Raw genomic sequence first — 12,038 nt, 5'->3', positions numbered from 1 at the left:
ACACCGGCGCACCCGCTCTCATGATCAATGAGGGCGGGTGCGTCGCGCTTGTCCCCCAAATGGGGGACAATGGATGCCGGAATCCCCGTTCGTGACAGAAGCGTTATGGAAAGTTCACCGATTGGACGTCACAACGTCGGGATCGGTTCCGGGGCGGGCTTAGCCTCGTAGTACGCACCGGGGGGTGCGGCAAGATCGCACGGATCTACCGTGAGGGGGGTGTCATGGCCATCTTCGGCGTCGGTTCCATCACCGGCTCGCTGCGCGCGGTCGTGGACGCCCCTGTTCGCGGATCCTCGACCGACACCCCGCATCCATCCGCCCCGATCCCGGTCGTGGGGCCGGCGATCGGTTCGAACCTCCGCGTCGCCCTCGGCGAGACGGGCTTCGAGATCTTCCCGCTCACGCTCGGCGGCGCCGAGTTCGGCTGGAACGTCGACCTCGAGTCCAGCCACGACATCATCGACCGCTACGTCGAGCTCGGCGGCAACTCGCTCCACACGGCCGACAGCTTCTCCGGCGGCCGCAGCGAGCACATCATCGGGCAGTGGCTCGAGTCGCGCGGGCTGCGCGACGACATCGTCGTCGCCGCGCGCGTCGGCGGTCACCCGGACAACCCCGGCATCGGCCCCGTCAACCTCGTCCGCGCGGTCGAGGCCTCGCTCGGACGACTGCGCACCGACCGCATCGACGTGCTGTACCTGGATGCCACGGGCGGCCGCGCCGCCCTCGAGGACACGCTCGCGACCGCGGAGTGGCTCGTCGAGGCGGGCAAGGTCCGGGCGATCGGCGCCTTCGGCTTCACCGCGGCGGATCTCGTGGAGGCGCGCATCCTGTCGTCCGCCGGGTTCCCGCGTGTGACGGTGCTCGACGTGCCCTACAACATCCTTCGACGCCAGGAGTTCGACGGCGACCTGCGACTGGTCGCCGATGCCCAGGGGATCGCGGTGACGCCGTCGCACGCCCTCGAGCACGGGTTCCTGACCGGTGCGCATCGCTCGCGTGGTCGCCTCCCGCTGGGACAGCGCGGCGTGCAGATCGCATCGAGCCTCAACCGTCGTGGCAGCCGCGTGCTCCGGGCGCTCGACACGATCGGCGCCGAGATCGGGGTGCCGGACAGCGCCGTCGCCATCGCGTGGCTGCTCGCCCAGCGCACCGTCGCGGCGCCCATCGTCAACGCGTTCAACGAGCGCCACGTGTTCGAGATGGTGCAGGGCGCGGGCGTGCGGCTCAGCCGCGCGCAGCTGGCCGACATCGCGCGCGCCAACGCCTGAGAGGATTCCTCCAGTCTCCTGACGTAGGCTGGAGAGAGTGCCTCGGGCGGGATGCCCGGGTGCCTCCCAACCCCCGACGAAGTGAGCTTGCGTGACGCATTATCTGTATCTCGTGCGGCACGGTGAGCATCAGCACGCCGAGCATGGGCTGGTCGACGGTCCGCTGTCGCCGCGAGGTCGCCGCCAGGCGGCCGCCCTGGCCGACAGGCTTTCCGGCGTGCCGTTGAGCGCCGTGCGGCATTCCCCTCTGGAGCGGGCGGCCGAGACCGCGCGGGCGGTGGCCGATCGTCTGCCGTCGGTCTCGCCCGAGCCGTCGGCGCTGCTGTTCGACTGCATCCCGACCGGAATGACGCCCGAGACTCCCGCCGCGTTCGAGCCGTTCTTCGGCGGCGTCACCGAGGACGAGATCGAGGCGGGCTCGGCGCAGATGGCGGATGCCGTCGCGGAGTTCCTCGTGCGCAAGAGCGGCGACGTCCACGAGCTGCTGATCACGCACAACGCGGTGATCGCGTGGTTCGTGCGCGAGGCGCTCGACATGCCCGAATGGCGATGGATGACGCTGAACCAGGCGCACTGCGGACTCACGGTGCTCGCGCAGAAGAACGGCCGTCCGTGGACGCTCGTGACCCACAACGACCTCGGTCATCTGCCGTTCGAGCTGCGCACGGGGCTGCCGGAGCTCCCGCCGGTCTGAGCCCTCTCAGACGAGCAGCTTGCCGTACCAGCGGGTGGCGTTCGGGTTCTCGTTGAAGGGCGCGATCTCGACGAAGCCGGTCGAGCGGTAGAGCTGCGCGGCAGCCTCGAGCGAGTGATGGGTGTCCAGCACGAGCTCGGCCGCGCCGTACGCGCGGGCCCGCTCCTCGAGGCCGTCCAGCAGCAGGCGGCCCCAGCCGCGTCCCCGGGTCTCGGGCTTCAGATAGATGTGCTTGACCTCGTAGCGGACGCCGCGATCGCCGTCCGGGATGCGACGGATGCCGCCGCATCCCACCGGCCGGTCCTCGTCGTCGAGCAGCAGGAGGAACTCGCCCGCCGGAGGGGTGAACGCGCGAGGATCGGGGAACGTGATCGTGTAGACCACGTTCTGGTGGGCGAAGCCGATCTCACGGGACGCGAAGTACTCCGCGAGCAGTTCATGGGCCGCCGGGTCGTCGACAGGGGTTTCGCGCAGGGACACCACGCTCTCACTTTAGGCTTGATCCATGACGACGCGTGTGGCCATCGTGGGTGCGACAGGAAAGCTCGGCGCCGTGATCCACGACGTCGTCTCGGACGAGCCGGGGTACGAGGTATTCGCCGCGCTCTCGTCGCGCACCGACCTCGCCGAGATCGAGGGCGCCGACCTCGTCATCGACGCGACGACGCCGTCGGTATCGGGCGACGTCGTGCGTGCCGCGATCGAGCGCGGGGCCAACCTTCTCGTGGGCACCTCCGGCTGGTCGGCGGAGCGCATCGCGCAGATCAAGCCGCTCGTGGAGGCCGCCGGCACGGGAGCCGTCTTCATCCCGAACTTCTCGCTGGGCTCCGTCATCGGCTCGGCGATCGCTGCGGTCGCCGCATCCTTCTTCCCCTCGATCGAGATCGTCGAGGCGCACAAGGACACGAAGATCGACTCGCCGAGCGGCACCGCCGTCCGCACCGCCGAACTGATCGCCGCGGCCCGCTCCGACGTGGGCCCTGTCGCGGCCCCGCACGTCGACCAGCGGGCGCGCGGCCAGCAGGTGGCCAGCGTGCCCATCCACTCGCTGCGCCGTCCGGGGGTCATCGCGCGTCAGGAGGTCGTCCTGTCCGGCGCGGGGGAGTCCCTGTCGATCGTGCACGACACCGTGGAACCGGCGCTGGCGTACGCGCCCGGCATCCGGATCGCCCTCCCCGCGGCACGCGATGCGCGGGGCGTCATCGTCGGACTCGACAGCTTCCTCGACCTCGGTCTCGCGGCGCGGCGCGGAGCATGAGCGCACGCATCGGCGTCGCCGTCATGGCGGTGCTGCTCGGGCTGTACATCGTCTTCGTCGCGCAGCGGGCGTGGCTGCTGCTCGTCAGCGGCCAGCCCGTGGGCGTCGTGATGGGTGCCGCCCTGATCGTCCTGCCGGTCATCGCGGCGTGGGCGCTGTGGCGCGAGCTCATGTTCGGCATCCGCGCCGAGCAGCTGGGCCGCGAGCTCGAGAAGGAGGGCGCGCTGCCCGACGACGAGGTCGCCCTGCGTCCGAGCGGACGGGTGCAGCGGGCGGATGCGGATGCCGCCTTCCCGGCGTACCGCGCGGACGTCGAGGCGCATCCCGACGACTGGCGTGCGTGGTACCGCCTCGGGATCGCCTACGACGCGGCCGGCGACCGGCGTCGCGCACGCGAGGCGATCCGCAAGGCGATCTCGATGCACCGCGCCGCGGCGCGGGCGTGACGGCGATCAGGCCAGCGTGGCCTCGAGCGTGATCTCGATGCCGGCGAGGGCCTGAGACACCGGGCATCCCGCCTTCGCCTCCGCCGCGATGCGGTCGAAGTCCTCCTGGCCGATACCGGGAACCACCGCGTTGACGTTGAGGTGGCTGCCGGTGATGCCCGTTCCGGGCTTGAACGTCACGGATGCCGTGGTGTCGATCGACGTGGGCGGGGTGCCGTTGTCGGTGAGCGCGTTGGAGAACGCCATGCTGAAGCAGGCCGAGTGCGCCGCGGCGATGAGCTCCTCGGGCGTTGTGACCGAGTTCGACCCCTCGCTGCGCGCCTTCCAGTTGACGGGGAACGAGCCGATGCCCGACGAGGCGAACGAGACGACGCCCTCGCCCTCGAAGAGGCTGCCCTTCCAGGCGGTGGTTGCTTCACTGGTGACGGTCATCGCTACCTCCGAGTATCGGCGTGCACCGCACGTCGCGGTGCTCCGCGGCCAGCCTAACCGGCCCCGGAGGGCTCGGGCGAGGTGTCGCTCAGGCGGCGCGCTGCTCGCGGCCGACCAGTCCTGCTCGCTGCAGCAGGAGCCAGATCTGGCAGCCGAGGCAGTAGGCGAACGCGGCGTTGAGGAAGGCGGCGACGAAGGCCAGGGCCGCCGCGATCGGCAGGGCGAACGGCACCCCGAGCAGGTGGAGGACGATGCCGAGTGTCGTCACGAGCAGGCCCACGCCCTGGGCGAAGCGCGGCGGGCGCGGGTCTTCGAGCTCGGTCGGCGCCGACAGGCGCGGCCGGACGACCCGCCGGAAGAGCACGCCCCACGGCGCGGTGCGGGGCGACACCACGCTCCACAGGAACAGCACCGCGATCACCACCAGGAGCCAGAAGGCGGCCGACGTGAGGTCGATGAGGGCCAGGAACACGTCGACGAGCAGAAGCACCGACGTGATGGCGGCACCGAAGCGGGGGCCGCGGGGGTCGATGCCCGCTGGGGCGGGGGAGGGCGTCTCAGGCATGGGCGGCCTTTCCGTGCAGACGGGCGAGTTCGAGCTCGATGACATCACGGCTCGGCGCGCCTCCGAACCGGGTCTGGACCGTGCCCGTGCCGTCGAGCACGAGCGTCGTCGGCGTCTGGAGCACGTGGAAGTGCTTGGCGATATCGGGCCGGTGGGTGAGGTCCACGTCGAGATGGAGAACACCCTCGTGGTCGTCGGCGATCGACGAGAGGATGCGGTGCACGCCCGGGCAGCGCGCGCACATCTCAGTGCTGAACTGCAGCAGCGTCGCGTTCTCGCCGAGCCCGTCGGCGCCCAGCCGCTCCGGCTGCACGACCTCGTGCGCGATGTGCCTGCGCGGGCGGCTCTGCCGCCAGCGCAGGTACACGCCGACGCCGATCGTGATCGCCAGCAGGAGGGCGATCAGCAGGAGCGCGGCGATGATCTTCACGGTTCCAGGCTATGGGGTCGGGGTAAGGGTGGGTCGAGTGTGTCGGAGCGCGTCGGGATGTGTCGTCGCGTGCCGGTGCGCCGCCCGTCTCGGACCGACGGTGCGCGGGTATCGTGGCATCCGTGAGCATCCCGACGCCCTACGAGGACCTGCTGCGCGATGTGCTCGCGCATGGCACGCACAAGGACGACCGCACGGGAACGGGCACGACGAGCGTGTTCGGCCGGCAGATCCGCTTCGACCTCTCGCAGGGCTTCCCGCTCATCACGACCAAGCGCGTGCACGTCAAGTCGGTGGCGTACGAGCTGCTCTGGTTCCTGCGCGGGGAGTCGAATGTGGGCTGGCTGCAGGAGCACGGCGTCTCGATCTGGGACGAGTGGGCCGATGAGGCCGGCGAGCTCGGACCCGTCTACGGCGTGCAGTGGCGCTCGTGGCCGACGCCCAGCGGTGAGCAGATCGACCAGATCAGCCAGGTCGTCGAGCAGATCCGCTCGAACCCCGATTCGCGTCGGCTCATCGTGTCGGCGTGGAACCCCGCCGACATCCCCCGTATGGCTCTCGCGCCCTGCCACGCCCTGTTCCAGTTCTACGTCGCCGACGGCCGCCTCTCGTGCCAGCTGTACCAGCGCAGTGCCGATCTCTTCCTCGGAGTGCCCTTCAACATCGCCTCGTACGCGCTGCTGACGATGATGATCGCGCAGCAGACGGGACTCGAGCCGGGCGACTTCGTCTGGACGGGTGGCGACTGCCATGTGTATGACAACCACCGTGAGCAGGTGGCCGAACAGCTCAGCCGCGACCCCTACCCGTATCCGACCCTCCGCTTCGCGCGGAAGCCCGACTCGATCTTCGACTACACCTACGAGGACTTCGTGGTCGAGGACTACCAGCACCACCCGGCCATCCGGGCGGCCGTCGCGGTATGACGCGCGTCGGCTTGATCTGGGCCGAGGCCGCGCACGGCGTGATCGGCGCTGAGGGCGGCATGCCCTGGCACGTGCCCGAGGACTTCGCCCACTTCAAGGAGCTGACTCTCGGCTCGCCGGTGGTCATGGGCCGGCGGACGTGGGACTCGCTCCCCGACCGGTTCCGGCCGCTCCCGGGGCGGGCGAACATCGTCGTGACGCGCAATCCCGAGTGGTCCGCGGACGGCGCCGTGCGCGCCGCATCCCTCGACGAGGCACTCGCGGATGCCGAGGAGCGTGTGGGGGATGCCGACACCGTGTGGGTGATCGGCGGTGCGGAGCTGTTCGGGCTGGCCATGGCGGACGCGGACGTCCTCGAGGTCACGGAACTCGACCTCGAGGTCGCGGGCGACACCTTCGCCCCCGACCGCGACGGATGGCGCGTCGTGGCGGCAGAGCCGGGACGGGATGCCTGGTCGACCTCCCGCACCGGCATCCGCTACCGCTTTCTGAGATGGGAACGCTGATGCCCACTGCCCTCGTGACCGGTGCCGGCTCCGGCCTCGGCGCCGAGTTCGCCCGCCAGCTCGCCGCCAAGGGCGCCGACGTGGTCCTCGTGGCCCGCACCGAGGCGGATCTCGAGCGGGTGGCGGCCGAGGTGCGCGCCGCGGGGCGCCGGGCCGAGGTGCTCGTCGCCGACCTGCTCGAGCCTGCGGACATGGAGCGCGTGGTCGCCCGCGTCGCCGAGGGCGTCGACGTGCTGGTGAGCAATGCGGGCTACGGGCTGCCCCTCGCATTCGAGCGGAACGACATCGACGTCGAGGTGCGGCACCTGCGGCTGCACGACGAGGTCTTCCTGCGGCTGGCTCGCGCGGCGCTGGATCCGATGCTGGCGCGGGGGAGCGGGCGCATCATCGCCGTGGCATCCGTCGCCGCCTTCATGCCGCGCTCGACGTACGGCGCGGTGAAGGCGTTCCTCGTGAGCTTCTGTCGCTGGGCGAACGCGGTCTACGGCCCGCGCGGCGTGACGGTGACGGCGGTGTGCCCCGGGTTCGTGCACACGAACTTCCACGAGCGGCTCGGACTCCCGCCCGGCGAGGAGGGCATCGCGGGGTGGATGTGGATCGACGCATCCACGGTCGTGAGCGAGGGACTGCGGGATGCTGCGCGCGGCAAGGGCGTCAGCATCCCTTCGCTTCGCTACAAGGTGCTCGCGCGCCTCGTGGGCCTGCTGCCGGCCCGCATCTCGGCGCAGCTCGGGCAGCGCGGCCGCTGACAGCGGAACCTTCGGGTTCCTGATGAATCTGCGTGGGGCAACACGCGTAGGATGAACGTTCTCCCGGCCGTATCCGGCCGCAGCATCCCTTCCGTGAACGCTCCCTTTTTCGAGGCCCCATGTCTGACGTTTCAGTGAAGGCGCCCACTACGGGTACCACCCCGGTGATGACCCACCGGATGATCATGTTCGTGATCTTCGGCCTGATGGCCGGCATGTTCCTGTCGGCCCTCGACCAGACGGTCGTGGGAACGGCGATCCGCACGATCGGCGACGACCTGCACGGCTTGAGCCAGCAGGCCTGGGTGACGACGGCCTACCTGATCATGTCGACGATCTCGACGCCGATCTACGGCAAGCTCTCCGACATCTTCGGCCGCCGTCCGCTGTTCATCATCGCCATCGTCATCTTCATCATCGGGTCGATCGCCGCCTCGTTCTCGCAGTCGATGGAGCAGCTCGCGATCTTCCGGGCGATCCAGGGCCTCGGCGCCGGCGGTCTGATGTCGATGCCGCTCGCGATCATGGGCGACATCCTCGCGCCACGCGAGAGAGCGAAATACCAGGGCTACTTCCTCGCCGTCTTCGGCATCTCGAGCGTCATCGGCCCACTCGTCGGCGGTCTGTTCGCCGGAACCCCCGAGATCCTCGGCATCGCCGGCTGGCGCTGGGTGTTCCTCATCAACGTTCCGATCGGCATCGTCGCGCTGCTGATCGTGCTGCGGTTCTTGCACATTCCCCGACACGGCCACCCGAGCGTGCGGATCGACTGGTGGGGAGCTGCGACCGTCATCATCGCGCTCGTGCCGCTGCTGCTCGTGGCCGAGCTGGGTCGCGACTGGGGATGGGACTCGCCGGCGGCGATCGCGTGCTACGTCATCGGCGTGCTCGGCATCATCTCGTTCGTCATCATCGAGTCGGTGATGAAGGACGACGCCCTGATCCCGCTGAAGCTGTTCCGGTCGCCGACGTTCTCGATGGCGACCGTCATCGGCGTGCTGGTCGGCTTCGGCATGTTCGGCGCGATGATGACCCTGCCGCTGTACCTGCAGATCGTCCTCGGCTCGAGCCCCACCGAGAGCGGCCTGCAGCTGTTCCCGATGATCCTCGGCATGATGGCCGCATCCATCGGCAGTGGGCAGATCATCTCGCGGACCGGCCGCTATCGGATGTTCCCCATCATCGGCACGGCGTGCCTGGCTGCGGGCTTCCTGGTCCTGACCCGTCTGCAGTACGACACGCCGTATCCCTACGTCGCCCTCGCGATGCTGCTCATCGGGCTTGGCCTCGGGCAGCTCATGCAGACGCTGACCATCGCCAGCCAGAACTCGGTCGGCCTGCGCGACATGGGTGTGGCCACCAGCGCCTCGACGTTCTTCCGTCAGATCGGTGGAACGCTCGGCACGGCGGTGCTCGTCTCGCTCCTGTTCACGGTGCTGCCCGCGAACTTCCAGACCGCGTTCGCCGACAAGGCGATCCTCACCGACGCCCTCGACGCCGCGTTCGACCCGTCCGTCGCCGCCGCGCCGCAGAACAAGGCGATCATGGACAAGGTCTACAGCCCGATCGTGACCAAGGCCACCGACGCGACGGTGAAGCAGCTGCAGGCGGGTGTCACGAAGGCGCAGGAGGCCGCGAAGAATGCGGTCGCCGAGCAGGTCGCGGCCGGCAAGATCCCCGCGGCGGCACAGCCTGCTGCGGAGGCCGCGGCCGTCGCCGCAGCCACGAAGGCGGCCGGCGCCGCCATCGAGAAGCAGGTGCCCGCCGCGCAGGTCGCCTCGGACGGCACGGTCTCGCTCGACTTCTCGAACGATGCCGCGCGCAAGGACTTCGTCGACACCGCGGTCAGCCACCTGCCCTCCAGCGGCTCCGGGTCGGCCAAGGGCAGCTCGCTCGACAGCAATGACACGTCGTTCCTCAACGGCGCCGATCCGCGGCTGAGTAAGCCGATCCTGATCGCCTTCACCGAGTCGATGGTGACGGTGTACTGGGTGGCGCTGTTCGTCGTCGTGATCGCCTTCATCCTGTCGCTCTTCTTCAAGACCCCGCCGCTGCGGGCGAAGTCGGCGCTGCAGGAGGCGCACGACGACGCCAGGCTGCAGGCGAAGATCGCCGCCGACGAGGCCGGGGCTCTCGTCGAGCCCTACTGAGCTGCTGTCGGGGCAGGCGGCGTCCGGTCGATAGACTGGATGCCGCCTGCCTCTGTAGCTCAATGGAAGAGCAGCTCCGTCCTAAGGAGAGGGTTGGGGGTTCGAGTCCCTCCAGGGGCACAGTACTTTTTTGGCTCTGATCAGGGATTCTTCTGTGGTCAGACCACAGACAATCCCACTTTTGGCCGCTTTTTGGCCGCATTTGAAAACGCTGTGAGCCGCAAACGAGGCCCCGCACAGCGCTTCGAAGGGCGTTTCAGAACGGCGAAATCGAGCCTTCTGAGCGTCTCGTGGGCCCGTCGGAAAACTGAGCAATCTGCTCTCTGCGGTCACTGGGGTCGCGCGTAGCGGGTCTGCGGACCCGTCGGCAGTGCCACCAGCGGCATGGCGTCATTCAGCCGCGTGGCCACGGCATCCAGATCGTCGTCGAAGAGATCGGCGTACGTGTCGAGCGTCATTGCCGCCGACGCGTGCCCGAGCATGCGCTGCACGGCCTTCACGTTGGCGCCCGAGCTGATCGCGAGCGAGGCGGCGGTGTGGCGGAGGTCGTGCGGAGTGAGCCGCGGGATCGATGGATCCACCGCCTGTGCGCGTCGGACCGCGTTTGCGAACCAGCCCTTCTCGCCGGAGTTGCGCATGTGATTGACCCCGTCGCCGAACAGCAGTCCCTCCGGGCCCTTGCCGGAGCATGCCTGCTCGATCATCGGAGCGAGACGCTCCGGGTATGGGACCGAACGCGTCCGATGCGTCTTCGGCGTGCCGACGTGGATCTCGTAGGCGATCATCACCGCGTTCTCCTCGATGACGAAGCGGCGACGCAGCCTGTTCACGCTGCGCACGCGCAGCGCTGTGGCCTCGCCCCAGCGGAGGCCGGTGTACGCCAACGTCAGCACAAGTGTCGGATAGGCGGAGCACGCCGCCAGCGTCGCCACCTGGTCGTGCGACAGATAGACGCGGCGCTTGCCCGGACCACTCCGAGGGAGATTGCGGACGTGGCGGGCCGGATTGTTCGCAAGGCGACGATCGTCGATGGCGACGTCGAGGATACCGGCGAGGACCCCCAGTGCGCGTAGGACGACGGTGCGGGACTTCTGCGTCGCGAGCTCTGACACCCAGTCCTGAACTTCGGAGCGACGGATCGAGGAGATCTCCCGGTCGGCCCAGACCGGCGCGACGTGGTTCTTCCACGCCTGCTCGAGCGTCATGTAGTACGACGGCTTCGACATCGGCGGCCGTTTGGATCGCAGCCAGCTGTCGGCGAACATCCTGACGGGAACCCGCGACGCCACCGGGTCGATGTACTCGCCCTTCGACTTGGACACTGTGACCATGGAGAGGTACAGCTGCGCGTCGCGTATCGTCGTGAAGCCGCGCTTCTGCGTTTCGGTGCCATCCGGCCGGCGATAGCGCACGCGGTAGCGGCGGCCCTTCGTCGATTCGTACGAGGTGATGGTGCCCATCACGACCTCCGCTCATGCCGGCTCGATGCTCAGTATTCGGCCAGTGTCGGACATGGTGACGCTGTCGTCAACGGCGGTGAAACGGTATGCGGGCCGATGCCGGGAAACGTCGTCAGGTGTTGGTGGTGGAGGAACGGATCGCGTCCCTCCGACGGCGAGAGCATAGCTATCCAGCTCGGCTCCGTTCTCGCCGCTCACTCCTTGCAGACTCCGCGCTGGCGCGCTCCGCTTACCAGCCGTTCGCCGTCGAGCACTGCGCTGACCCCGATCGCCAATTGGCTGAGTGTCGGGAGTGCCCTACCGAGAGTTCGGCTCATCGTGCGTTAGCTGCCCTGAGGAAAGGCATACGGGCGGTGGCGGGAAACGCCGACGGTGCAAGCCGCGGAACTACGCCGATTTCGCTGGCGCGCGACAGGCGCAACACGCCGTGCGGGAGAATGCTGGCGGCCCTTGCGGGCTGACCAGGTAGCTGGGAGTCGCGTCCGACGAGTGATCCTCAGGTTGCGGGCGCGGCGCACTCGCCTCGGCCGTCAGCTCTCAGCATGGTGGACGGCGCCTACTTCATCTCCTCGAGATGGCCGGCCATTCTCGCCTGCACTTCGTGTCGATTGAGGGGCGACCTCGAGGCCGTCGCAGCCAGAACTTCGCGCTCAACGGCGACGGCGATGCCGCCCGCGTCCCGGTGCTCCCAATACCGGAGGACGACCCAACCCGCCGCGACGAGTGCCATGTCTGTGGCGCGGTCACGCTCGACGTTGCGGCGAAGCTTAGGCCCCCAGTAGTCGACATTCGACTTCGGCATCACGAAGTGGTCCGGGCACTGATGCCAGAAGCATCCATCAATGAACACGGCGATCTTCTGTCGCGTGAAGACGATGTCCGCGCGAGCGCGAAGACTAGGCATGGGTGGGAAGTCGACACGGTACCGAAGACCTCGGCCGTGCAACAAACGTCGGACCGCGATCTCAGGCGCCGTATCGCGTCGGCGGTTGGCGACCATTGTGCGACGAATCGCCTCGCTGCTAGCGGCTGGAACGGGCACCTGCGCCATTGCTCCAGCATAGGCAACGGGGCCTAGTTGTGATGTCCAGGGACGTTGTTGCGTGAATCGCGGTTGATCTGCTGACGGGCGAAGGCCTCCGGTTGTG

Annotated in this window: 14 protein-coding genes and 1 tRNA gene; 9 read left to right on the top strand and 6 right to left on the bottom strand. The window is 68.8% G+C overall.

Annotated features, from left to right (window positions below; translation table 11 throughout):
* Positions 1–224: 224 nt before the first annotated feature.
* Both SM116_RS13405 and SM116_RS13400 read left to right on the top strand, forming a co-directional pair.
* Positions 225–1,274: an aldo/keto reductase gene (locus SM116_RS13405; protein WP_320941475.1), complete on the top strand. Its 1,050-nt coding sequence runs from the start codon at positions 225–227 to the stop codon at positions 1,272–1,274.
* A 91-nt stretch (positions 1,275–1,365) separates the two neighbouring features.
* Entirely contained in the window at positions 1,366–1,968 is a 603-nt protein-coding gene (locus SM116_RS13400) for a histidine phosphatase family protein (RefSeq protein WP_320941474.1), read from the top strand.
* A gap of 6 nt (positions 1,969–1,974) precedes the next feature.
* Here the strand turns inward: SM116_RS13400 and SM116_RS13395 are convergent, their stop codons facing one another.
* Positions 1,975–2,451, bottom strand: a complete 477-nt coding sequence (locus SM116_RS13395; RefSeq protein WP_320941473.1) for a GNAT family N-acetyltransferase — start codon at positions 2,449–2,451, stop codon at positions 1,975–1,977.
* A gap of 22 nt (positions 2,452–2,473) precedes the next feature.
* Between SM116_RS13395 and dapB the strand changes: the two genes are divergently transcribed.
* On the top strand, positions 2,474–3,226 hold the full coding sequence (gene dapB / locus SM116_RS13390; protein WP_320941472.1) for a 4-hydroxy-tetrahydrodipicolinate reductase: 753 nt from the start codon (positions 2,474–2,476) through the stop codon (positions 3,224–3,226).
* A complete protein-coding gene (locus SM116_RS13385) occupies positions 3,223–3,672 on the top strand; it encodes a hypothetical protein (RefSeq protein WP_320941471.1) in 450 nt (149 codons plus the stop codon). Before dapB ends, SM116_RS13385 begins: the two co-directional genes overlap by 4 nt.
* A 6-nt stretch (positions 3,673–3,678) precedes the next feature.
* On the opposite strand, the gene SM116_RS13380 is transcribed toward SM116_RS13385, so the two are convergent.
* The 3 genes from SM116_RS13380 to SM116_RS13370 all read right to left on the bottom strand — a co-directional run bounded on the left by SM116_RS13380 (position 3,679) and on the right by SM116_RS13370 (position 5,099).
* Positions 3,679–4,104 carry an OsmC family peroxiredoxin gene (locus tag SM116_RS13380; protein ID WP_320941470.1) on the bottom strand — a complete coding sequence of 142 codons (426 nt, stop codon included), beginning with the start codon at positions 4,102–4,104 and terminating at the stop codon, positions 3,679–3,681.
* An 88-nt stretch (positions 4,105–4,192) separates the two neighbouring features.
* Entirely contained in the window at positions 4,193–4,669 is a 477-nt protein-coding gene (locus tag SM116_RS13375; RefSeq protein WP_320941469.1) for a DUF4395 domain-containing protein, read from the bottom strand.
* Positions 4,662–5,099, bottom strand: a complete 438-nt coding sequence (locus tag SM116_RS13370) for a thioredoxin family protein (RefSeq protein WP_320941468.1) — start codon at positions 5,097–5,099, stop codon at positions 4,662–4,664. The genes SM116_RS13375 and SM116_RS13370 overlap by 8 nt, the downstream gene beginning before the upstream one ends.
* Positions 5,100–5,212: 113 nt before the next feature.
* Here SM116_RS13370 and SM116_RS13365 point away from each other — a divergent pair, with 113 nt between their 5' ends.
* From SM116_RS13365 to SM116_RS13345, 5 genes are all read left to right on the top strand, one after another.
* Entirely contained in the window at positions 5,213–6,025 is an 813-nt protein-coding gene (locus SM116_RS13365) for a thymidylate synthase (protein ID WP_425563252.1), read from the top strand.
* Entirely contained in the window at positions 6,022–6,531 is a 510-nt protein-coding gene (locus tag SM116_RS13360) for a dihydrofolate reductase (protein WP_320941466.1), read from the top strand. Before SM116_RS13365 ends, SM116_RS13360 begins: the two co-directional genes overlap by 4 nt.
* Entirely contained in the window at positions 6,531–7,280 is a 750-nt protein-coding gene (locus SM116_RS13355; RefSeq protein ID WP_320941465.1) for an SDR family NAD(P)-dependent oxidoreductase, read from the top strand. Before SM116_RS13360 ends, SM116_RS13355 begins: the two co-directional genes overlap by 1 nt.
* 167 nt (positions 7,281–7,447) lie before the next feature.
* On the top strand, positions 7,448–9,430 hold the full coding sequence (locus SM116_RS13350) for an MDR family MFS transporter (RefSeq protein ID WP_320941464.1): 1,983 nt from the start codon (positions 7,448–7,450) through the stop codon (positions 9,428–9,430).
* A 48-nt stretch (positions 9,431–9,478) separates the two neighbouring features.
* Positions 9,479–9,550 (top strand) — tRNA-Arg (locus SM116_RS13345).
* A gap of 209 nt (positions 9,551–9,759) precedes the next feature.
* On the opposite strand, the gene SM116_RS13340 is transcribed toward SM116_RS13345, so the two are convergent.
* Entirely contained in the window at positions 9,760–10,890 is a 1,131-nt protein-coding gene (locus SM116_RS13340) for a tyrosine-type recombinase/integrase (protein ID WP_320941463.1), read from the bottom strand.
* 556 nt (positions 10,891–11,446) lie between these two features.
* Complete coding sequence (locus tag SM116_RS13335) at positions 11,447–11,941, bottom strand: very short patch repair endonuclease (RefSeq protein ID WP_320941462.1); 495 nt, start codon at positions 11,939–11,941, stop codon at positions 11,447–11,449.
* Between the last annotated feature and the right edge of the window lie 97 nt (positions 11,942–12,038).

Source organism: Microbacterium rhizosphaerae (assembly GCF_034120055.1).
GTDB classification, from domain to species: domain Bacteria; phylum Actinomycetota; class Actinomycetes; order Actinomycetales; family Microbacteriaceae; genus Microbacterium; species Microbacterium rhizosphaerae.
This window is presented reverse-complemented; position numbering and strand designations above follow the sequence as displayed.

Bases quoted from the DNA above. Each gene is read 5' to 3' on its own strand.
- SM116_RS13405 (WP_320941475.1), top strand. From the start codon at position 225: ATGGCCATCTTCGGCGTCGGTTCCATCACCGGCTCGCTGCGCGCGGTC.
- dapB (WP_320941472.1), top strand. From the start codon at position 2,474: ATGACGACGCGTGTGGCCATCGTGGGTGCGACAGGAAAGCTCGGCGCC.
- SM116_RS13385 (WP_320941471.1), top strand. From the start codon at position 3,223: ATGAGCGCACGCATCGGCGTCGCCGTCATGGCGGTGCTGCTCGGGCTG.
- SM116_RS13380 (WP_320941470.1), bottom strand. From the start codon at position 4,104: ATGACCGTCACCAGTGAAGCAACCACCGCCTGGAAGGGCAGCCTCTTC.
- SM116_RS13375 (WP_320941469.1), bottom strand. From the start codon at position 4,669: ATGCCTGAGACGCCCTCCCCCGCCCCAGCGGGCATCGACCCCCGCGGC.
- SM116_RS13360 (WP_320941466.1), top strand. From the start codon at position 6,022: ATGACGCGCGTCGGCTTGATCTGGGCCGAGGCCGCGCACGGCGTGATC.
- SM116_RS13355 (WP_320941465.1), top strand. From the start codon at position 6,531: ATGCCCACTGCCCTCGTGACCGGTGCCGGCTCCGGCCTCGGCGCCGAG.
- SM116_RS13350 (WP_320941464.1), top strand. From the start codon at position 7,448: ATGACCCACCGGATGATCATGTTCGTGATCTTCGGCCTGATGGCCGGC.
- SM116_RS13340 (WP_320941463.1), bottom strand. From the start codon at position 10,890: ATGGGCACCATCACCTCGTACGAATCGACGAAGGGCCGCCGCTACCGC.
- SM116_RS13335 (WP_320941462.1), bottom strand. From the start codon at position 11,941: ATGGCGCAGGTGCCCGTTCCAGCCGCTAGCAGCGAGGCGATTCGTCGC.